Annotated in this window: 19 protein-coding genes and 1 tRNA gene; 8 read left to right on the top strand and 12 right to left on the bottom strand. The window is 61.2% G+C overall.

Annotated elements, in window-relative coordinates; translation table 11 throughout:
• Positions 1–11: 11 nt before the first annotated feature.
• Together P3T18_RS34630 and P3T18_RS34635 are read left to right on the top strand one after the other, a co-directional pair.
• Entirely contained in the window at positions 12–608 is a 597-nt protein-coding gene (locus tag P3T18_RS34630; protein WP_429304499.1) for a UbiX family flavin prenyltransferase, read from the top strand.
• A gap of 113 nt (positions 609–721) precedes the next feature.
• Positions 722–1,507, top strand: coding sequence for a DODA-type extradiol aromatic ring-opening family dioxygenase (locus P3T18_RS34635; protein WP_429304500.1), 786 nt, complete (start codon positions 722–724; stop codon positions 1,505–1,507).
• Positions 1,508–1,626: 119 nt separating this feature from the next.
• Here P3T18_RS34635 and P3T18_RS34640 read toward each other — a convergent pair whose 3' ends face one another.
• Entirely contained in the window at positions 1,627–3,222 is a 1,596-nt protein-coding gene (locus tag P3T18_RS34640) for an APC family permease (RefSeq protein WP_429304501.1), read from the bottom strand.
• A gap of 484 nt (positions 3,223–3,706) precedes the next feature.
• On the opposite strand from P3T18_RS34640, the gene P3T18_RS34645 reads away from it, so the two are divergent.
• Positions 3,707–3,910 carry a cold-shock protein gene (locus P3T18_RS34645; protein WP_007180251.1) on the top strand — a complete coding sequence of 68 codons (204 nt, stop codon included), beginning with the start codon at positions 3,707–3,709 and terminating at the stop codon, positions 3,908–3,910.
• 113 nt (positions 3,911–4,023) lie between these two features.
• On the opposite strand, the gene P3T18_RS34650 is transcribed toward P3T18_RS34645, so the two are convergent.
• A complete protein-coding gene (locus tag P3T18_RS34650) occupies positions 4,024–5,274 on the bottom strand; it encodes an Hsp70 family protein (protein ID WP_429304502.1) in 1,251 nt (416 codons plus the stop codon).
• 189 nt (positions 5,275–5,463) lie between these two features.
• Here P3T18_RS34650 and P3T18_RS34655 point away from each other — a divergent pair, with 189 nt between their 5' ends.
• Positions 5,464–6,939 (top strand): MFS transporter, encoded by a 1,476-nt coding sequence (locus P3T18_RS34655; protein ID WP_429304503.1) that lies wholly within the window; start codon positions 5,464–5,466, stop codon positions 6,937–6,939.
• Between the two features lie 59 nt (positions 6,940–6,998).
• On the opposite strand, the gene P3T18_RS34660 is transcribed toward P3T18_RS34655, so the two are convergent.
• Together P3T18_RS34660 and P3T18_RS34665 are read right to left on the bottom strand one after the other, a co-directional pair.
• Positions 6,999–7,592, bottom strand: coding sequence for a nitroreductase family protein (locus tag P3T18_RS34660; RefSeq protein ID WP_429304504.1), 594 nt, complete (start codon positions 7,590–7,592; stop codon positions 6,999–7,001).
• Between the two features lie 202 nt (positions 7,593–7,794).
• Positions 7,795–9,078 (bottom strand): MFS transporter, encoded by a 1,284-nt coding sequence (locus tag P3T18_RS34665; protein ID WP_429304505.1) that lies wholly within the window; start codon positions 9,076–9,078, stop codon positions 7,795–7,797.
• Positions 9,079–9,232: 154 nt separating this feature from the next.
• Here P3T18_RS34665 and P3T18_RS34670 point away from each other — a divergent pair, with 154 nt between their 5' ends.
• A complete protein-coding gene (locus P3T18_RS34670; RefSeq protein ID WP_429304506.1) occupies positions 9,233–9,877 on the top strand; it encodes a TetR/AcrR family transcriptional regulator in 645 nt (214 codons plus the stop codon).
• A gap of 52 nt (positions 9,878–9,929) precedes the next feature.
• A complete protein-coding gene (locus P3T18_RS34675) occupies positions 9,930–10,484 on the top strand; it encodes a DUF1415 domain-containing protein (RefSeq protein ID WP_429304507.1) in 555 nt (184 codons plus the stop codon).
• Between the two features lie 51 nt (positions 10,485–10,535).
• Here P3T18_RS34675 and P3T18_RS34680 read toward each other — a convergent pair whose 3' ends face one another.
• Positions 10,536–11,378, bottom strand: a complete 843-nt coding sequence (locus P3T18_RS34680; RefSeq protein WP_429304586.1) for a class I SAM-dependent methyltransferase — start codon at positions 11,376–11,378, stop codon at positions 10,536–10,538.
• A gap of 386 nt (positions 11,379–11,764) precedes the next feature.
• Between P3T18_RS34680 and P3T18_RS34685 the strand changes: the two genes are divergently transcribed.
• Together P3T18_RS34685 and P3T18_RS34690 are read left to right on the top strand one after the other, a co-directional pair.
• Positions 11,765–12,085: a DNA-binding protein gene (locus P3T18_RS34685; RefSeq protein WP_429304508.1), complete on the top strand. Its 321-nt coding sequence runs from the start codon at positions 11,765–11,767 to the stop codon at positions 12,083–12,085.
• A gap of 235 nt (positions 12,086–12,320) precedes the next feature.
• Positions 12,321–13,598 (top strand): TIGR03862 family flavoprotein, encoded by a 1,278-nt coding sequence (locus P3T18_RS34690; protein ID WP_429304509.1) that lies wholly within the window; start codon positions 12,321–12,323, stop codon positions 13,596–13,598.
• A 21-nt stretch (positions 13,599–13,619) separates the two neighbouring features.
• On the opposite strand, the gene P3T18_RS34695 is transcribed toward P3T18_RS34690, so the two are convergent.
• The 7 genes from P3T18_RS34695 to petA all read right to left on the bottom strand — a co-directional run bounded on the left by P3T18_RS34695 (position 13,620) and on the right by petA (position 19,331).
• Entirely contained in the window at positions 13,620–14,744 is a 1,125-nt protein-coding gene (locus P3T18_RS34695) for a methyltransferase (RefSeq protein WP_429304510.1), read from the bottom strand.
• Between the two features lie 440 nt (positions 14,745–15,184).
• A tRNA-Thr gene (locus P3T18_RS34700) sits at positions 15,185–15,260 on the bottom strand.
• Between the two features lie 19 nt (positions 15,261–15,279).
• Positions 15,280–15,777 carry a ClpXP protease specificity-enhancing factor gene (locus P3T18_RS34705; protein WP_429304511.1) on the bottom strand — a complete coding sequence of 166 codons (498 nt, stop codon included), beginning with the start codon at positions 15,775–15,777 and terminating at the stop codon, positions 15,280–15,282.
• Between the two features lie 69 nt (positions 15,778–15,846).
• Complete coding sequence (locus tag P3T18_RS34710; RefSeq protein WP_006052302.1) at positions 15,847–16,458, bottom strand: glutathione S-transferase N-terminal domain-containing protein; 612 nt, start codon at positions 16,456–16,458, stop codon at positions 15,847–15,849.
• A 94-nt stretch (positions 16,459–16,552) separates the two neighbouring features.
• Positions 16,553–17,308 carry a cytochrome c1 gene (locus P3T18_RS34715; RefSeq protein ID WP_429304512.1) on the bottom strand — a complete coding sequence of 252 codons (756 nt, stop codon included), beginning with the start codon at positions 17,306–17,308 and terminating at the stop codon, positions 16,553–16,555.
• 23 nt (positions 17,309–17,331) lie between these two features.
• Positions 17,332–18,711 (bottom strand): cytochrome b, encoded by a 1,380-nt coding sequence (locus tag P3T18_RS34720; RefSeq protein WP_429304513.1) that lies wholly within the window; start codon positions 18,709–18,711, stop codon positions 17,332–17,334.
• Entirely contained in the window at positions 18,711–19,331 is a 621-nt protein-coding gene (petA, locus tag P3T18_RS34725; RefSeq protein WP_429304587.1) for a ubiquinol-cytochrome c reductase iron-sulfur subunit, read from the bottom strand. The genes P3T18_RS34720 and petA overlap by 1 nt, the downstream gene beginning before the upstream one ends.
• Between the last annotated feature and the right edge of the window lie 107 nt (positions 19,332–19,438).

Consider the following 19,438-nt stretch of genomic DNA (forward strand, 5'->3'; position numbering starts at 1 on the left):
CGCCGCGAGCCATGGAAACACGCGCTGCGGTGCCCCGCCGGCTGCTCGTCGCCATCACCGGCGCGACAGGCGCGATCTATGGCATCCGCCTGCTCGAAACGCTGCGGCGTCTTGGCGGCGTCGAAAGCCATCTGCTGATTTCGAGCGCAGGCTGGCTCAATATCCAGCACGAACTCCAGTTGAGTAAGGAAGACGTGCATCCGCTCGCGGATGTCGTCCATTCCGTGCGCGACGTCGGCGCGAGCGTCGCCTCCGGCTCGTTCGCCACGGACGGCATGGTGATCGCGCCATGCTCGATGAAAACGCTGGCGAGCGTCGCTCACGGTTTCTCGGACAACCTCATCACTCGCGCCGCCGACGTCACGTTGAAAGAACGCCGCCGGCTCGTTCTGATGGTGCGCGAAACGCCGTTCAATCTCGCGCATCTGCGCAATATGACCGCCGTCACCGAAATGGGCGGCGTGATTTTTCCTCCGCTTCCCGCCTTCTACAACCAGCCCGCCTCCATCGACGAAATGATCGATCACAGCGTTGCGCGCGTGCTGGATCTTTTCGCACTCGGACAGGCGCTGTCGCCCGCCTGGCCGGGTCTGCGTTCGACCGATTAATAACGGCCGCGACACAATCAATTCCGTTTTCGACCGTTTATCAAACGGCGGTACGCACATATATTGATAGCAACCCCACTTTCGTGCCGCACCATCGCGGCTGCGTTGCTGCCATGATTCGCTTACCTTCGCTTTTCCTCTCGCACGGCGCGCCCACGCTGCCGATCGATCCGTCGCTGCCGTCCGGCGAATTCGCCACGCTGAGCGCGCAATTGCCGCGTCCGGAAGCCGTGCTGATGCTCTCGGCCCACTGGGGCACGGCGCAGCCTCTGGCGAGCACGGCGACGGCGCCGGAGACGATCCACGACTTTTACGGCTTTCCGCGTCAGTTGTACGAGATTCAGTACCCGGCGCCGGGTGCGCCCGATGTCGCGCGACGCGCCGCCGTGCTGCTCGGCGAACATGGCATTCTCTCGGACGTCCAGTCTCACGGACTCGACCACGGCGCATGGGTGCCGATGCTGCTGATGTTCCCGGAAGCCGACGTGCCGGTCGCACAGTTGTCGATCCAGCCGCATCTGGACGCTGCCCACCACTTCCGGGTTGGCCGCGCGCTGCGCTCGCTGAAGGAAGACGGTGTGATGGTGATCGGCTCGGGCCAGATCACGCACAACCTGCGCGCCGCCGACTTTTCGGCGCGTCCGGAAGACGCTGATCCGCGCGTCGTCGAATTCACGGACTGGTTCGAGTCGAAGCTGGCCGCCCACGACATCGACGCGCTGCTCGACTACCGTCGCCAGGCGCCGCATGCGGTGCTGATGCATCCCACCGACGAGCACCTGCTGCCGGTTTTCGCCGCCTTGGGCGCAGCGGACGACGATTATTCGCTCGCGATCCAGTCGCTCGGCACGTATCAGCGTTCGCTCGCCATGACGAATTACGTGTTCGGCAATGCCTGACCGTTCGCCGTCGTAGAAAGCAAAAGGCCGCCTGAGCGAACTCAGGCGGCCTTTTTCATTACTGCGGGTCGAAACTCGGCCGGCGCAATGACCGGCGAACCGGCCGGAGAAGCCGCAAATTAATGCGCGCCCATGCCTTCGAGCACTTCATCGTGCGTCTGACGCTCTTCCAGATAGTCCGAACGGTAGCCGCTGTGGACGCCCCAGTAATAGAACACCAGCGAGAAAGCGATCACCACGAGCATGTCCCAGCCGTACGGGAGAATGCCGCTGCCGCCGAACTGCTTGCTGCCGATCAGCGACAGCACCGCCATCACGGGCAGGTAAGCCACCAGCCACCATGCCGCCTTCAGATCCTTCCCCCAGCCCGCAAAGCCGGATTTCGCCTGGAAGTAGAAATACACCGGCAGCGCGACAACCATCAGCAGAATGATTTCGCCCGTCAGCGGCCATTTAGCCCAGTAAAGAATGAGCGACGCGCACACGAATGCGAACGGCGCGATGATCTTCATGCCGGGAATGTGCAGCGGACGTTCCAGATCGGTCGCCGCACGACGCAGCGCCATCAGGCTGATCGGGCCCGTCAGATACGAGATCACCGTGGCGACGGAAATCACCGCTGCCAGCGAACTCCAGCCGCGGAAGAAGAACAGGAAGATGAACGACACCAGCAGGTTGAACCACATGGCCTGACGCGGCACGCCGTAGATCGGATGCACGTTGCCGAACATCTTCGGCATCGTGTTGTTGCGCTCCATTGCGTAGATCATGCGCGTGGTGGTCGCCATGTACGTGGTGCCGGTGCCGCTCGGGCTCACGAAAGCATCCACGTACAGCAGGAAGGCCAGCCAGTTCAGGTTCAACGCAATCGCCAGTTCGGCGAACGGCGACGCGAAATTGAAGTGGCTCCAGCCGTTCAGCACGTCAGCCGGATTCACTGCGCCGATGTACGCGATTTGCAGCAGCACATAGATCACCAGCGCGAGCAGGATCGAGCCGATCACCGCGAACGGCACGCTCTTGGCCGGATTGCGCGCTTCACCCGCGAGGTTGATCGGGCTCTGGAAACCGTTGAACGCAAACACGATACCGCTGGTCGCCACGGCCGTCAGAACCGCCGACCAGCCATACGGCGCGAACGTGCTGGCTTCGCCGAAGTTTTCCTTGTGGAAACCCGTCAACATCAAACCGAGAATCGTCGCGCCGGGAATGATGAACTTGAAAACCGTGATTGCCGAATTAGCGCGCGCAAACAGTTTCACGCCCCAGTAGTTCAGCATGAAATACACGATCACCAACGCAGCCGAGAGTAATAACCCGTTGGTCGTTAATGAGCCGTTCACGAATAGCGCATGCGCCCATGGATAGGGCCACGTACTCATATATTGAATGGAAGCTTCGGCTTCGATGGGAATCACCGAGACAATGGCGATCCAGTTAGCCCATGCACTAATGAAACCCACCAGCGCACCGTGTGAATAGCGCGCATAGCGCACCATTCCGCCGGACTCCGGAAACATTGCACCGAGTTCAGCGTAAGTCAAAGCAATAGCCAGAATGACGACTGCCCCGATCACCCAGGCACATATCGCCGCCGGACCTGCAATTTTTGCGGCCTTCCACGCGCCGAACAGCCAACCCGATCCGATGATCGAGCCCAAACCAGTCAGCAGCAGCGCGACTGGCCCGATGTTCCGTTGTATAGAACTTTTCACGTCTTCTCCTGTGTCGGACCGGTTCGGCGCCGTTGCAGCGTCCCGGTTCCAAGCAAGTTTGCGGCAAAACCATGTCGGCACCACGTGACGTCGCTTGTGGCGTTGGAGACGGGTGACGCGCATGCATGCGCGACCAGTCCATTCTAAACAGGTGCAACCGGTGCGCGGCGCGTAGTTTAACGGTTGCACCCGCCTGCTGCAGTGGAACCAAGGGTTCTCCCTGGTTAATTTTTTCGCGGAATAGCAAGCTTTGTAAGCAGTTTCCACGCCCGCATCTCAAAAATTTGTAAAGTTGTGGGGAGACTGTTGACCTTCTCTCGAAATCGCCGTATAACGTTCGGGCAGGATTTCAAGCGGCGAGTGAATTGGTCTTTCGTAGTTCGCCCATCAACGGTACTCCGGTTGGTCCCATTACCCCCTTCCTTGATTTTCATGCGCACCCATTGGGCTTCGGCCTTATTTACCATCTTTAGGAACAAGTAATATGGAAACCGGTACCGTCAAGTGGTTCAATGACGCAAAGGGCTTTGGCTTCATCACGCCGGACGGCGGCGGCGAAGATCTGTTCGCGCATTTCTCGGAAATCCGCACGGAAGGCTTCAAGACGCTGCAAGAAAACCAAAAGGTTACGTTTGAAGTGAAGACGGGCCCGAAGGGCAAGCAAGCTGCTAACATCAAGCCGGTGTAAGCAAGCACGCTTCCTTCTGGACGCAAAAAAACCCCGCCTCGGCGGGGTTTTTTTATATCCGTCGGTATTGAACCGACGGATTATCTACGCAATATGCGATCGATTACTTTTGCTTAACCGAACACACGTCTCGCGTGAATACCGAGTCCTGTTGCGACACTGGCAAGTCGATCGCCGAATACCGCTTTTGCATCCGGAAATGCCGCGGCCAATGCGCCCGATAGAAACGACAAACCCGTTGAGCCGCCGGTAAAGTAAATCGCGCTGACGTCGCGTGTGGCGACACCGGCAGCCTGCACCGTGTCACGCGCGGCCTGCACGATGCGCAGCGTTTCTTCCTGACCGGCCTTGATGAGTTGGGCTTCGTCGAAGGCGAGGTTGAGATCGTCTTCCACTTCGTCCAGATCGATAACCGTCTCGCCGCCCGCCGCCACACCGATCTTCGCCTCTTCCGCGTGGGCCGCCAGCGCGTGACCCAGCCGACGGTCCACCACACGCATCAGACGGTCGTGATGTTTGACCTGCGTGAACAGGTGCCGCATCAGCGCGAGTTCGCTGACGCGCTTGGGCGAATAGACGGTGTTGATCAGGTGCCAGGTGGCCAGATCGAAATAGATCCGGTTGGGAATCTCACGGCCTTCCGGGTCGAGACTCTGGTAGCCAAGCTCGCGCAAAATGGTCGCCAGTTCGACACGACGGTCGAAATCGGTACCCGCCACGTGCACACCGTGGTGGGCGAGCACATCGTCCTTCCGTTCCACACGCTTCATCCGCTCCGGCCCGACACGCACGAGCGAAAAGTCCGACGTACCGCCGCCAATGTCGGCCACCAGCACGAGCCCCTCTTCCGTCAGATGCGATTCGTAGTCGAACGCAGCGGCGATCGGCTCATACTGAAAGTGAATGTCTCGCAGACCGACCGAACGCGCCGCCGCTTCGAGTTGCTTTTGCGCCATCTGGTCGGCGCGCGGGTCGTCGTCGACGAAGAACACGGGCCGGCCCAGCACGGCGCGATCGATCGCCCCGCCAGCCGCGGCTTCCGCCGAACGCTTCAGATGGTCGACGAAAATCGCGATGACGTCCGTGTACTTGATGGCCGAGCCGTCGCCGAGATCGGTCGAGTTTTCGGCTAGCGGCGAGCCGAGAATGCTCTTCATGGAGCGCATCAGGCGGCCGTCGAAACCGTCGATATACGCCGCCAGCGCCGCGCGGCCGAATTCGCGCGTGTTCTCGTCGGTGTTGAAAAAGACGGAGGTGGGCAGCGTCGTGTAGGCGCCTTCGACGGGCGCAAGCTTCTGCGCAGCGCCGTCTGGCACGGCCACGGCCGAATTGGAAGTACCGAAGTCAATCGCGCAATAGTTCATGGCAGGAATCGCCGCTCACGGCTGGCGCGGACAGAAAGGGGAGCGGCTTTGTATCACGAAAGCCCGACACGCATCAACCAATGCTTCTCGTGTCCCCGTGATGCCAGCCACACTCCGCTCGACGGAACAGGAATTGCTCATTTCGACAGGATACGCCGCCAAATTCCAGGATTGAGGAGACATGAAGCAATGAGCGCGCCGCCTAGCGCGACTGTCCGCGAAAAAAACGCTGCAATAATCGAAACCGATCTTCCGTCGCGGCTCGACCGCCTGCCGTGGGGGCGTTTCCATTCGCTGATCGTGGTTGCGCTCGGGGTGACGTGGCTGCTCGACGGTCTCGAAGTGACGCTGGCGGGCGCCGTGGCCAGTGCGCTGAAGTCCAGTCCTTCGCTTCATTTTTCCAATGCCGATGTCGGACTTGCCGGCAGCGCCTATATCGCCGGCGCCGTGCTCGGCGCGCTCGGTTTCGGCTGGCTGACCGACCGGCTCGGTCGGCGCAAACTGTTTTTCATCACGCTCGCGCTGTATCTCGTGGCCACGGCAGCGACCGCGTTGTCATGGAATCTCGCCAGTTTCCTGCTGTTCCGCTTTCTGACGGGCGCGGGCATCGGCGGCGAGTACACCGCAATCAACTCGACGATTCAGGAATTCACGCCGGCGCGCGTGCGCGGATGGACCGACCTGGGCATCAACGGCACGTTCTGGGTGGGCGCCGGTCTGGGCGCGGCGGGTTCGCTGATCCTGCTCGATCCGCACCTGCTGCCGTCCGACTGGGGTTGGCGCGCCTGCTTTTTCATCGGCGCGGTGCTGGCGCTGGCGATTCTGCCGATGCGCATCTGGGTGCCCGAAAGTCCTCGCTGGCTCATCACGCATGGCGACGAGCGGGACGCGCGGACGATTGTCGAAGGCATCGAAACGCGTTTTCGCGACGAAGGCCACACGCTCCCCGACCACGATCTCAAGACTCTGCGCCTGCACGCGCGCGACCACACGCCGTTGCGCGAAGTGTTCCATACGCTATTCAACGTGCACCGGCGCCGCGCAGCCGTCGGCCTTTCGCTAATGACCGCCCAGGCCTTTTTCTACAACGCGATCTTCTTCACTTACGCGCTGGTGCTCACCGATTTTTATCACGTACCGGGCGACCACATCGGCTGGTACCTGCTGCCTTTCGCGCTCGGCAATTTTCTCGGACCCGTGCTGCTGGGCCGTCTGTTCGACGTAATCGGCCGACGCAAGATGATCGCGGCGACCTACGGCATTTCCGCCGTCCTGCTCACGCTCAGCGGCTATCTGTTCGAGCGCGAATTGCTGACGGTCACGACGCAGACGATCGCCTGGATGGTGATTTTCTTCTTTGCCTCGGCGGCCGCCAGTTCGGCTTACCTGACAGTTAGCGAATCGTTCCCGCTGGAAATCCGGGCGCTCGCCATCGCTGTGTTTTACGCGTTCGGCACCGCGCTCGGCGGCATCGTCGGACCGGCGTTTTTCGGACGCCTGATCGATACGCACCAGCGCGGCGAAGTGTTCACCGGCTATCTGGTCGGCTCGGCGCTGATGCTGGCGGCCGCGGTGATCGCCGCAATCTGGGGCGTGGATGCCGAGCGCAAATCCTTGGAAAACGTGGCGGCGCCGCTTTCCAGCGTCGCCGACGGCGCGAAATAAAAAACGCGCGGACCGAGCCGCGCGTTCTTTCATTGTTTGCGGAGCAAACGTCCGCGCAATCAGAATGCTTTTTTCCAGCCGCCGCTGTAGGCGATATCGGCCAGCGGCAGACGCTGGCGCACCGACTTCTCACGCTCGCGCAAGACCGGGTCGAGCTTGTCGACATCGCCGTAATGACCCAGCGAAATGAACGCGATCGGTTCGACGTCGTTGGGCAGCTTGAACGTGGTGCGGAAGGCGGCCGGGTCGAAGCCGCTCATCTGGTGCGCAGCGAGTCCGAGCGCATGTGCCTGCAGCACGAGTGCCATGGCAGCCGCGCCGGCGTCGTATTGCGCGCAGCGATTCACTTCACCCTTGTTGGTGAGCGTGTTCGTGGTGACGGCGATCAGCACCGGCGCCGGCGCGTTCCAGCCCTGGTTGAACGGCACCAGCGTCGCGAAAGCCTGCTTGAACGAGACTTCGTCGACACTGCGATCGAACACGATGAAACGCCACGGCTGCGCGTTATAGGACGACGGTGCCCAGCGTGCCGCTTCGAGCACCGAATGCAACTGTTCGCGGCTCACCGGCTCGCTCGAATAGGCGCGCGGGCTCCAGCGGCCTGCAATCAGTTCGTGAATGGCAACTTCAGTCGGAGCGGGTTTGTTGGTCATGCGCATCTCGTAGTCGAAATTCATGATCGACGGGCGATTGCCCGGGGTCACATAGGATAACCGGGCTGAGGCGCAAACGCTCCATCAAGTGCGCAGTTAGTTTTCACGCTGCGTGCAAAGCGCGCGGCATTCGACACCAACGAAAACGGCCCCTCGCGGGGCCGTCGGTATTCGATGAGGCGGTGTCAGAAGCCGTGACGGGTCACGCGGCCTGCGTCTCCGGCACTTTCGCGGGACGGTTGATGCGCAGCACGATTACAGCGGCCACCAGGCACAAGCCGCCGGAGATCATCGAGGCGACCGTGTAAGTGCCGAGGCTGGCGCGCAGCATGCCCGCGCCCAGCGCCGCGAACGCCGCGCCAAGTTGGTGACCGGCCACCACCCAGCCGAACACGATCGGCGCCGATTCCTTGCCGTAGACGTCCGTGGCGAGACGCACGGTGGGCGGCACGGTTGCGATCCAGTCGAGACCGTAGAACACGGCGAACAGCGGCAAGCCGAAGAAATCGATGCCGAACGCGTGCGGCAGATACATCAGCGACAGGCCACGCAGTCCGTAGTACCAGAACAGCAGCACACGACTATTGAAGCGGTCCGACAGCCAGCCCGACAGTGTCGTGCCGAACAGATCGAAAATGCCCATCGCGGCGAGCAGCGAGGCGCCCTGCACTTCGGTCATGCCGTAGTCGCCGCACATGGCGATCAGGTGCGTGCCCACGTAGCCGTTCGTACTCGCGCCGCAGATGAAGAAGCTGAAAAACAGCAGCCAGAAATCGCGCGTCTTGCTCGCCATGGCAAGCGTGCCAAACGCAATCGCCAGCGGATTCTGTTTCGTGACGGTGGTGGCGATGGGCGCGTCGGCGGGCTCGCCGTACGGACGCAGATTCATGCTCGACGGCCGCTCCGGCAGCAGGAACGCGACCAGCGGGATGACGATGGCGGCCGCGATAGCGACGACCAGCACCACCTGACGCCATCCCTGATGCTGGGCGATGGCCGCGAGCATCGGCAGGAACACCAGCTGGCCGGTTGCCGAACTGGCCGTGAGAATGCCCATGACCAGGCCGCGCCGCGTGGTGAACCAGCGGGTGACGACCGTCGCGGAAAGCGAGAGCGCCGCCACGCCGGTCGAGCCGCCGACCATCACGCCCCAGATCAGCACCATCTGCCACGGATGCGTCATCAACGACGACAAGGCCACGCCGCCCGCCATGGTTGCGAGCGCCGCGAGCAAGGTGGGACGCACGCCGAAGCGCTGCATCGCCGCCGCCGCGAAAGGTCCCATCAGACCATATAGCGCGATATTCACCGAAATCGCGAGCGAGATGGTCGCGCGGCTCCAGCCGAACTGATGCTCCAGCGGCAGCATCATCACGCTCGGCGTGGCGCGCGTGCCGGCCGCCGCCAGCAGAACCAGAAATACCACGGCGACGGTCAACCAGCCGTAGTGAAAGCGCCCACCGATCAGTCTTGCTGCCCAGTTCATTGGTTCTCCAATCGACGCGCGCCACACTGGCCGCCTCGCTTGCATTGTTACGAGTCCGGTAAGAAGCTTGTGACAGGTCTGTCACAATAAGAGTTGCGATATTAGTTACTGCTCAGTAACATGTCAAGGCGCTCATCAAATTCAGGCGAAATTCATGTCCGACATCGACACCACCAAGGCGACTCGCGTCCGGCGTCCGCGCGGCACACCCACCGCCGGGCCAGAGGCGCAGCAGCATCTGCTACGCGCCGCGGAGCACCTGTTTTACCGCGAAGGTGTGCGGGCGGTCGGCGTAGACGCGGTGGTCGAACGGGCCGGCGTCAACAAAATGAGTCTATATCGCCAGTTTTCGTCGAAAGACGAACTGGTGATGGCCTACCTCGAGCGCAAGGACGAGCAGTTTTTCCGCTACGTGGAGCGCAGTTTCGCCAAGCATCCCGGCGAACCGGCGAAGCAATTGCAGCAGTATTTCGACGACCTGGCCTCGCGCGCCTCGATCGACGATTACCGCGGCTGTCCGTTCGTGAACGTCGCCGTCGAGTTTCCCGATGCGGCGCATCCGGCGCGCCAGTTCGTGTTTCGCAACAAGCAGCGCCTGATGGCGCGCATTCTCGAATTGACCACCGCCGCCGGCGCCGACGATCCCGAAGCGCTGGCGAATGCGTTCGGTTTGATGATCGAAGGTATTTATGCGGCCAGTCAGACCTACGGGCCAGGCTGCGGACCGATTCTCGCCGCGCCGAGGATGGCAGCGCTGTTGATTGCGGCGGCTTGCTCGGCGTCGCCAGGCGCGCGGTGAAACGCAGCGGCCCGCGCCGTTAGAATAGCGCTTTCTCTCGCTGCCGCTTGCCATGCCGTCGTCCGCCGAATCCCACGAAACCGTGATTGCCGCCACCCGTCATTGGCTGACGCAGGCCGTGATCGGGCTCAATCTCTGCCCGTTTGCCAAAGCCGTTCACGTGAAAAATCAGATCCGCTACGCCGTGAGCGACGCGACTGATCTGGAAGGCGTTTTGACGGATCTTGAAAGCGAGATTCAGACTTTAGTGGCGGCCGATCCGGAAACCATCGATACCACGCTGCTGATTTTGCCGCAGGCACTGCCCGATTTTCTCGACTATAACGATTGCCTGTTTTTCGCCGAACGGCTTCTTAAACAGCTTCGACTGGAAGGCGTTATTCAGATCGCGAGTTTCCATCCTCATTATCAGTTTGAAGATAGCGAACCCGACGATATTGAAAACTATACGAATCGCGCGCCTTATCCGATTTTGCATTTACTGCGGGAAGACAGCATCGAGCGCGCGGTTCAGGCATTTCCCGATGCCGAAGCCATTTACCAGCGTAATCAGGAAACCCTGCGCCGCATCGGCCTGCAAGGCTGGAACGATCTGATGAAGATGTAATTCGCGCGGCGACCGCGACCGAGGCCGCCGCGAAACCTGCTGCCGGTTTGCTCAGGCCGGCACGAAAAACCGTTCTTTCAGTTCCTCGATTCCGAGCGTCTCCATGACTTCATTAAGACGCTCGGCGGGACGACGGCGCGGCAAATCCTTATATTGCGCAATGATGAGTTCATTCTTCATGGAATGCTCCCATCCGACCAGTTCGGTCACGCTCACCTGATAACCGTGCGCTTCCAGCTGCAAACACCGCAGCACATTCGTGATCTGACTGCCAAATTCCCGCGTGTGCAGCGGATGACGCCAGATTTCAGTCAACGCATTGCCCAGCGATTTACTCTTGTTCTGCCGTAATACGCCCGCCACTTCAGCCTGACAACACGGCACGACCACGATGTATTTCGCGCGCTTTTCCAGCGCGAAACGCAGGGCGTCGTCCGTGGCGGTATTGCAGGCGTGCAGCGCCGTCACGATGTCGATTTCCGCGGGCAGCTTGTCCGACGTGATCGACTCCGCCACCGACAAATTCAGAAACGACATGCCCGTGAACCCGAGCCGCGCGGCCAGTTCTTCGGACTTCGTCACCAGGTCCTCGCGCGTTTCGATGCCGTATATGTGCGACGCACCACCCCCAGCCTCCTGAAACTCCTTGAAGAAAAGGTCGTACAGGATAAAACCTAGATAGGACTTGCCCGCGCCGTGGTCGATCAGCGTGACGTCGCCCTGTTTTTCCTTGAGCTCCTTAAGGAGCGGCTCGATGAACTGGAACAGGTGATACACCTGCTTGAGCTTGCGGCGGCTGTCCTGGTTCATCTTGCCGTCGCGCGTGAGGATATGCAGTTCCTTCAGCAGTTCGATGGACTGATTTGGCCGGATTTCGTGGGTTTTGCTGGACATCATGGGAAACCGCCATCGATTGCAACGCGAACGTGCGACAGGCGACGGAAAAAGAGGAAAGTTGCTGCCAGTTTACCCAAACCGCAGCTCGCTCACCTGGCGAACTGTGCAGAAGTGGCATGGAACGCCGCAAACCTGGAACACTTCCTGCTCGAAAAGCGATGCAGGACGTGTCCAGGGGCGGCAAGAAGTAGCAGCTTGCGTGCCGGCCCGCCCGGCGCTGCAAGCCACGCAACTCATAACAACAGGCTGGCGGCCGTGGCGTCGATCACGCGAACCGGATGCATGTGGGGAGGACGGACCCGGAACACGGGCCGAACGTTACGTAACCAGCAGCGCGCCGAGACATCAAGCGGACGCGCGCTAGGAAAATAGAAGAGGCGGCAATGGATACGATACCCAACGGAAATGTGGAACAGAAGTTTCAGGAAATGATGGCGAAGCTGACCGCCACGCCCGCGTGGTCGGAAAAGCAGCAACTCGAACTGGAAATGGCGCGTGACATCTCCACTGAAATGCTACGTCTCGCCGAAGTGATGCGCGACGGCAGCGTGGACATGGAAACCTGCCTGACGATGCTGAAGTACGCGAAAGTACTCGACTTCGTCATGACGACACTCGCCTCGCGCCGCGACATCAAGCCACAAACTTTACGGGTGATCTTCAAGCTGGCCGGTCTGAAAGTGGACGAAGCCTATCCCGGCTAAATCACGCCTGAAAAGCAGCATGCTACGACCGGTGCAAGCGGCGTCTGGACGCATCGGTCGGCAGCGAATCTCCCCTTTCCCTTTCTGAACGCGACGTCCTGGTTAGCCGGCTTGCTGACCGTCGTCGGCTGGCGTCATTTGCCGAGCGGGTTCGGCGGTGTGAAAATAGCGCCCTTCGTGCCGTCCGGTCGTCAGTTGCCGGACCATGCACCGCCCTCCTTTCCCGCAGGTCCGCATGTCACTTCCCCTTGAAAATGCTCACGTCACGGTTGCCGTCATCGGTGGCGGTCCGGCCGGTTTGATGGCTGCCGAGGCGCTCGCACAGCAAGGCGTGCAGGTGGATGTCTACGACGCCATGCCGTCGGTCGGACGCAAATTCCTGATGGCGGGCAAAGGCGGCATGAACATCACGCATTCGGAATCGCTGGAGCCGTTTCTGGATCGGTACGGCGCGCGCCGTCCGCAGATCGAGCCGCTGCTCGCGGTGTTTGGCCCCGACGCTTTGCGGTCGTGGCTGCAAGCATTGGGCATCGACACGTTCGTCGGCAGTTCCGGCCGCGTGTTTCCGAGCGACATGAAGGCGGCGCCGATGCTGCGAGCCTGGTTGCATCGGCTAAGAGAAGCGGGTGTGCGGTTCCATATGCGCCACAAATGGACCGGCTGGCGCGACGCCGGCCATCCAAACCCGGCACATGCTTTACGCTTCGAAACGCCTGAAGGCGAGCGAACCGTGAACTGCGACGCCGTGGTGTTCGCGCTCGGTGGTGCCAGTTGGCCGCGTCTCGGATCGGACGCCGCGTGGGTTCCGTTGATGTCCGAACGCGGCGTGCCCATCGCGCCACTGCGCCCGGCAAACAGTGGCTTCGAGGCGGACTGGAGCCCGTATCTGCGGGAGCGCTTCGCCGGTCAACCGGTGAAAACCGTTGCCATCACGCTCACCGACGTAGACGAAAAAGTCCACAATCGACAAGGTGAAATACTTCTGACCGAAAACGGCCTTGAAGGGAGCCTGATTTATGCGCTATCCGCCGCCATTCGCGAGCGGATCATGGCCGACGGCGACGTCACGATTTCGCTGGATCTGGCGCCGGGCTTGACGTTTGAGCGTGTGGTCGCGGAAGTCACGAGGCCTCGCGGATCGCGCTCGATGTCGAGTCACCTGCAAGGGCGAATCGGGATCGGCGGCGTCAAGCTCGCTCTGCTGCACGAAGTGCTGTCGAAAGAAGCTTTCGCCGACACCGACCGCCTGGCTCACGCAATTAAGGCCTTGCCGATACGGCTCACCCGCGCCCGGCCGATTGCCGAAGCGATCAGCACGGCAGGCGGCATTTTCTTCGAAGCACTGGATCAGCACCTGATGATTCAAAGTTTGCCCGGCACGTTCTGCGCGGGCGAAATGCTGGACTGGGAGGCGCCGACCGGTGGCTACCTGCTCACCGCATGTTTTGCCAGCGGCCTCGTCGCGGGACGCGGCGCGCTCGACTATCTCGCAGCAAAACGCGCCGCCGGCTGAGCTCGGAACAGGCCGCCGCGGTCAACGCGCCTTCAACCGCCACAGCGAAGTCACTTCCGCCATGCGCGCCGTGTGCAGCGCGTCGGTCTCGTCCGTCGACTTGGGATGACGCGGCCGGATATCTTCGCGTCCCACGACCGTCAAACCGGCTGTCTCGATCGCTGCGAGCAACCAGTCGCGGGTGCGCAAACCCAGATGCTCGGCGAAGTCCGACATGATGAGCCAGCCTTCGCCACCAGGCGAAAGGTGATCCGCGAGACCGTTGAGAAAGCCGAGCAGCATCCGGCTCTCGGGATCGTAGATCGCGTATTCGATCGGCGACGCGGGGCGCGCCGGCACCCACGGCGGATTGCAGACCACCAGCGGCGCGCGGCCTTCGGGGAACAGGTCGGCTTGCACGACATCGACCTGCTGGTCGAAACCGAGGCGGGCGAGATTTTCGCGCGCACACGCCAGCGCGCGCGGGTCCTGATCCGTCGCGATGATTTTCTTCACGCCGCGTTTGGCCAGCAACGCGGACAACACGCCGGTGCCGGTGCCGATGTCGAACGCCTTGTTCAGCGACGGCAACGGCGTCCGGGCGACGAGGTCGACGTATTCGCCGCGCACCGGCGAGAACACGCCGTAATGCGGGTGAATCCGGTCGCCCAAAGCCGGAATATCGACGCCCTTCTTGCGCCACTCGTGCGCGCCAATCATGCCGAGCAATTCGCGCAGCGACACAACCGATGCCTCGCCAGTGGACGGTCCGTACGTTTCGACGCAAGCCTCCTGCACCTCGGGCGCGCGGCGCAGCGGAATGCTGTAAGCGGCGTCGAGCGGAATCAGGATCATGCCGAGCGTGCGAGCGCGCTGCGACTGCGCCTGTCGGTGCAGGTTGAACGCGTCGATCGGCGTGTCGCCCTGCTTGCGCGGCTTGCGTTCAAGACGACGGGTGACGGCCTGCAACAACTGGCGGGCGTTCTGGAAGTCGCCATTCCACAGCAGGGCCGTGCCTTCGCAGGCCAGCCGATACGCCGAGTCGGCGGTCGTGCGGTCGTCCGCCACGATCACACGCCGGGGCGCCGGCACGGCGGCTTCGGAGCGCCAGCGCGCGGTGCGGGGGCCGTCGGCTTCGGGCCAGGTAATGGTTGCGGGGCTGTTCATGTTGAGGTGGGATGTGTGTTGCAGGAGTGACGCGCTGAACGATCGCGTCGCGGGGGCGTGGCTCACCCGAATGACTGAAAGCGGTGCCGGCTCGACGCCCGAATAGTAACCCCTGTCATCGTGGCTCGCGCTGCTACGTTGTCGTCGGCGGATGCGGTGAGAAGACCATGAGCACGACGTGACAGCGATCTTCAAGCACGCGTCGTAGACTCATAAGTCTACAATCGACAAGGTGAAAGAGATAATGCGATTTTGGACCGTTCTTCGCGCTCACCGATCATGGTGCGCGCGTTCGTAAATCGCGCTGCAAGCCTTGTGCGGCGGGCAGCAGCGGTATATCGACACCCACTTCGGCAGCGCATGTCGCACGTCTCGAGGAGCAGTAAAAAGCCAATAAAAAACGGGGTTTCCGATTGCTCAGAAACCCCGTTTCGTACAACTGGTGCCGGCTGCAGGACTCGAACCCGCCACCTCATGATTACAAGTCAAGCGCTCTACCTGATGAGCTAAGCCGGCATGAGGCCGTGATTCTACTTCATTTCACGATCTTAAGGCGAGCCCTTCCGCCACCTTTCGAACCGTCGTCATCGGGCTGCGGACCGTCCGCTTCGGCGGCCGTCGCATCGCTTACCGGCGACGCTTCGACGGCCCCGAGCACGACCGGCGCGCTCTCGTCCGCCTGCTCAGCGTCGGCGCCGGAGTCCTGCGCTTCGCCGCCCGCAGACTCGACCGGGAACGCCATGCCCTGCCCGTTTTCCCGCGCGTAGATGGCGAGAATATTGGCGACCGGCACCTCGATCTTGTGCGACTTGCCCGAGAAACGCGCGCTGAACTCGATCCACTCGTTGCCCATCTGCAACTGGCTGGTCGCCTCGAAGCTGATGTTCAACACGATCTCGTTGTCACGCACGAACTGGCGCGGCACGCGAGTCTGATTATCGACGCGGACCGCGATGTGCGGCGTGTAGCCGTTATCGGTGCACCACTCGTAGAGCGCGCGCAGCAAATACGGTTTGGTGGAAATCTCTTGCATCAACAGTCCTCGTACCGGGCGTGGGCGCGCCGCCATGTGCGCAGCGCCGCCCTCACCCTAAAGCCAAGCTCAACGACGCATCACCTTTTCCGACGGCGTCAGAGCTTCGATGTACGCCGGGCGGCTGAAAATGCGCTCCGCGTACTTCATCAGCGGCGCGGCATTCTTCGACAGTTCGATGCCGTAGTGATCCAGACGCCACAGCAGCGGCGCGATCGCGACGTCGAGCATCGAGAACTCTTCGCCGAGCATGTACTTGTTCTTCAGGAAGATCGGCGCGAGTTGCGTCAGGCGGTCGCGAATCGCGAGGCGTGCCTTCTCGTGATTTTTCTCGGCAGCCTTGCCCTTCTCGTTTTCGAGCGTGCCGACGTGCACGAACAGTTCTTTCTCGAAGTTGAGCAGGAACAGACGGGCGCGCGCGCGCTGGACCGGATCGGCCGGCATCAGCTGCGGGTGCGGGAAGCGCTCGTCGATATACTCGTTGATGATGTTCGATTCGTACAGGATCAGGTCGCGTTCGACGAGAATCGGCACCTGACCGTACGGGTTCATCACGGCGATGTCTTCCGGCTTGTTAAACAGGTCGACGTCGCGGATCTCGAAGTCCATGCCCTTTTCGAACAACACCAGCCGGCAGCGCTGGGAGAACGGGCAAGTTGTGCCGGAATACAGAACCATCATGTTTACGTTTCCTCAAAAAGCTGAAAGGCCAGCGCGCGGAAAAACCGTACCGCAGGTTTTTCCTGGCGCCGGCCCCACGCCGGTGACAGCGTGATTATTTGATATGTTTCCAGTACGCGGCGTTCAATCGCCAGGCGAAAAAGCTCAGAATGCCGAGGAACAGCAGCACCCACACGCCAAGCTGTTTGCGGGTTTTCTGCGTTGGTTCGGACATCCATGACAGGTACGACACCAGGTCGGCCACAGCAGAATCATAATCTACTGGCGACATCGTCCCAGGCGTGACCTGCTGGTAACCCACAAATTTATGTACCGTTTCGCCTGATTTTTCGTCGACTTCATCCCCGAACTTCGCGGTACGTTGCCCCTGAAGCTGCCACAGCACGTGAGGCATGCTCACGTTCTCATACACCAGATTATTCCAGCCGGTTGGCCGCGTATCGTCGCGGTAGAAGCTGCGCAGATACGTGTACAGCCAGTCTTTGCCGCGCGCCCGCGCTTCCACCGACAAATCCGGCGGCGTCGCGCCGAACCACGCCTTGGCGTCGTCCGGACGCATGGCCACGGTCATGGTGTTGCCGACTTTGTCCGTGGTGAAGAGCAGATTCGCCTGGATTTCGTTCGGCGTGATGCCCAGGTCGGTCAGCCGGTTGTACCGCATCAGGTTCGCGCTATGGCAGTTCAGGCAGTAGTTTACAAACAATTGTGCGCCGTGCTGCAAAGAAGCGAAATTCTCCGCGTTATCCGGCGCCCGGTCGAGATGCACGTTCTCGTCCGCGGCAACCGGGCCGGCGGCGAGCGCGAGCAGTGTCGCGCCGATCAGCGCGCACGTCGAAAGCAGTTTTTTCATTGTCGTGTTCTCCTGGCTCGCGATTAGTGAGGCTTGAACCGCACGCGTTCAGGCGGTTGCCTGAACGTGCCAAGCCGCGTCCAGACCGGCATGCCGAGGAAAAACGCGAAATAGATCAACGCGCATACCTGCGCAATCAACGTCGAAACCGGCGACGGCGGTTTGGTGCCGAGGAAGCCCAACGTCAGGAAAGCGATCACGAAGATCCCGTAAAACACCTTGTGAAAAAACGGCCGGTAGCGGATCGACTTCACGGGCGAGCGGTCGAGCCACGGCAGGAAGAACAGCGAAACCACCGCGCCGCCCATCACCACCACACCCCAGAATTTCGACTCCGTGAACGCCATGGCCAGTATCACCAGCACCGCGAGCACTGGCAGGCCGAGCTTCCATTTGCCGCGAGCACGCACCAGCGCCACCAGCCCGAGCAAGGCGATGATCACCATCAGCACGATCTTGAACGGATCGGTCGTGGCGCGCAGCATCGCGTAGAACGCCGTGAAGTACCAGACCGGCGCGATTTCCGGCGGCGTCTGCAGCGGATTGGCCGGCACGAAGTTGTTCGCTTCGAGGAAGTAACCGCCCATTTCCGGCGCGAAGAAAATAATCGCGGCGAAGATCAGCAGGAACACCGTCACGCCCATGAAATCGTGCACGGAGTAGTACGGGTGAAACGGAATGCCGTCGAGCGGAATACCGTCCGGGTCTTTCTTCGCCTTGATCTCGATGCCGTCCGGATTATTCGACCCGACTTCGTGCAAAGCCACGAGGTGAGCGACCACCAGCCCAACCAGCACCAGCGGAATCGCGATCACGTGGAACGCGAAGAAGCGGTTCAGCGTGACGTCCGACACGACGTAGTCGCCGCGAATCCACAACGACAGATCCGGTCCGATGAACGGAATGGCCGAGAACAGATTCACGATCACCTGCGCGCCCCAGAACGACATCTGGCCCCACGGCAACAGGTAGCCGAAGAACGCTTCGGCCATCAGGCACAGGAAGATCGCGCAGCCGAAAATCCACACCAGTTCGCGCGGCTTGCGGTACGAGCCATAAAGCAGCCCGCGGAACATATGCAGATACACGACGACGAAGAACATCGACGCGCCCGTCGAATGCATGTAGCGGATCAGCCAGCCCCACGGCACCTCGCGCATGATGTACTCGACCGACGAGAACGCGAGCGTCGCGTCGGGCTTGTAGTTCATGGTGAGGAAAATGCCGGTGACGATCTGGTTGACCAGCACCAGCAGGGCGAGCGAGCCGAAGAAGTACCAGAAGTTGAAGTTCTTCGGCGCGTAGTACTCGGAAACGTGTTTCTTCCACGTCGAGGTCAAGGGAAAGCGCCGGTCGATCCAGCCGACCAGCCCGGTCGTCTCCACTTCGTGTTCGATCGCCATTACGCTTCTCCTTTCTCGTCCTTGCCGATCACGAGGCCGGTGGCCGACGTGAACATGTAGGGCGGGATGTCGAGGTTCTGCGGCGCAGGTTTGTTCTTGAAGACGCGGCCGGCCATGTCGTAGGTCGAGCCGTGGCAAGGGCACAGGAAGCCGCCAGGCCAGTCGTCCGGAAGATTGGGCTGCGCGCCCTCCTGGAAGCGCGGCGTCGGCGTACAGCCCAGATGCGTGCACACGGCGACGGCGACGAAAAGGTTCTTGTGGTCGGTGCGTGAACGGAACTCGTTGTTGCAGTACTCCGGCAACGGCATCGAAAAAGGATTCTTGCTGTGGGGATCAGCTACTTCGTTATCGGCTTTTTGTACATCGGCGAGCATTTTGTCGGTGCGGTTGATGATCCACACCGGCTTGCCTCGCCAGGCAACGGTCTTCATGTCGCCGGGCTTCAGATCACTGATATCGACTTCGACCGGGGCACCTGCTGCCTTGGCCTTTTCAGATGGTGCAAACGAACTAACAAAGGGTATAACGGTGGCCACGCCTCCCAGGCCACCCGCTGCGGTCGTCGCTATCAGCCAGGTACGGCGGCTGCCGTCGACGCGTTCATCTTCCTTGTCTCGCATCACACGCCCCACTTCTGAGTTGGATTTTTCCTTCACGTCGCTTCTACCGCCGCTAGTTTGCGCGAATGGAGTCGCCATTTACAAGGGCCGATTGCCAAAAACCGTGC

The organism is Paraburkholderia sp. GAS199, from assembly GCF_050436585.1.
Lineage (GTDB): Bacteria > Pseudomonadota > Gammaproteobacteria > Burkholderiales > Burkholderiaceae > Paraburkholderia.

What these genes read in the sequence shown, in the direction of transcription:
- P3T18_RS34630 (WP_429304499.1), top strand. Translation starts at nt 12, where the DNA reads ATGGAAACACGCGCTGCGGTGCCCCGCCGGCTGCTCGTCGCCATCACC.
- P3T18_RS34635 (WP_429304500.1), top strand. Translation starts at nt 722, where the DNA reads ATGATTCGCTTACCTTCGCTTTTCCTCTCGCACGGCGCGCCCACGCTG.
- P3T18_RS34645 (WP_007180251.1), top strand. Translation starts at nt 3,707, where the DNA reads ATGGAAACCGGTACCGTCAAGTGGTTCAATGACGCAAAGGGCTTTGGC.
- P3T18_RS34650 (WP_429304502.1), bottom strand. Translation starts at nt 5,274, where the DNA reads ATGAACTATTGCGCGATTGACTTCGGTACTTCCAATTCGGCCGTGGCC.
- P3T18_RS34655 (WP_429304503.1), top strand. Translation starts at nt 5,464, where the DNA reads ATGAGCGCGCCGCCTAGCGCGACTGTCCGCGAAAAAAACGCTGCAATA.
- P3T18_RS34660 (WP_429304504.1), bottom strand. Translation starts at nt 7,592, where the DNA reads ATGACCAACAAACCCGCTCCGACTGAAGTTGCCATTCACGAACTGATT.
- P3T18_RS34665 (WP_429304505.1), bottom strand. Translation starts at nt 9,078, where the DNA reads ATGAACTGGGCAGCAAGACTGATCGGTGGGCGCTTTCACTACGGCTGG.
- P3T18_RS34670 (WP_429304506.1), top strand. Translation starts at nt 9,233, where the DNA reads ATGTCCGACATCGACACCACCAAGGCGACTCGCGTCCGGCGTCCGCGC.
- P3T18_RS34675 (WP_429304507.1), top strand. Translation starts at nt 9,930, where the DNA reads ATGCCGTCGTCCGCCGAATCCCACGAAACCGTGATTGCCGCCACCCGT.
- P3T18_RS34680 (WP_429304586.1), bottom strand. Translation starts at nt 11,378, where the DNA reads ATGTCCAGCAAAACCCACGAAATCCGGCCAAATCAGTCCATCGAACTG.
- P3T18_RS34685 (WP_429304508.1), top strand. Translation starts at nt 11,765, where the DNA reads ATGGATACGATACCCAACGGAAATGTGGAACAGAAGTTTCAGGAAATG.
- P3T18_RS34690 (WP_429304509.1), top strand. Translation starts at nt 12,321, where the DNA reads ATGTCACTTCCCCTTGAAAATGCTCACGTCACGGTTGCCGTCATCGGT.
- P3T18_RS34695 (WP_429304510.1), bottom strand. Translation starts at nt 14,744, where the DNA reads ATGAACAGCCCCGCAACCATTACCTGGCCCGAAGCCGACGGCCCCCGC.
- P3T18_RS34705 (WP_429304511.1), bottom strand. Translation starts at nt 15,777, where the DNA reads ATGCAAGAGATTTCCACCAAACCGTATTTGCTGCGCGCGCTCTACGAG.
- P3T18_RS34710 (WP_006052302.1), bottom strand. Translation starts at nt 16,458, where the DNA reads ATGATGGTTCTGTATTCCGGCACAACTTGCCCGTTCTCCCAGCGCTGC.
- P3T18_RS34715 (WP_429304512.1), bottom strand. Translation starts at nt 17,308, where the DNA reads ATGAAAAAACTGCTTTCGACGTGCGCGCTGATCGGCGCGACACTGCTC.
- P3T18_RS34720 (WP_429304513.1), bottom strand. Translation starts at nt 18,711, where the DNA reads ATGGCGATCGAACACGAAGTGGAGACGACCGGGCTGGTCGGCTGGATC.
- petA (WP_429304587.1), bottom strand. Translation starts at nt 19,331, where the DNA reads ATGCGAGACAAGGAAGATGAACGCGTCGACGGCAGCCGCCGTACCTGG.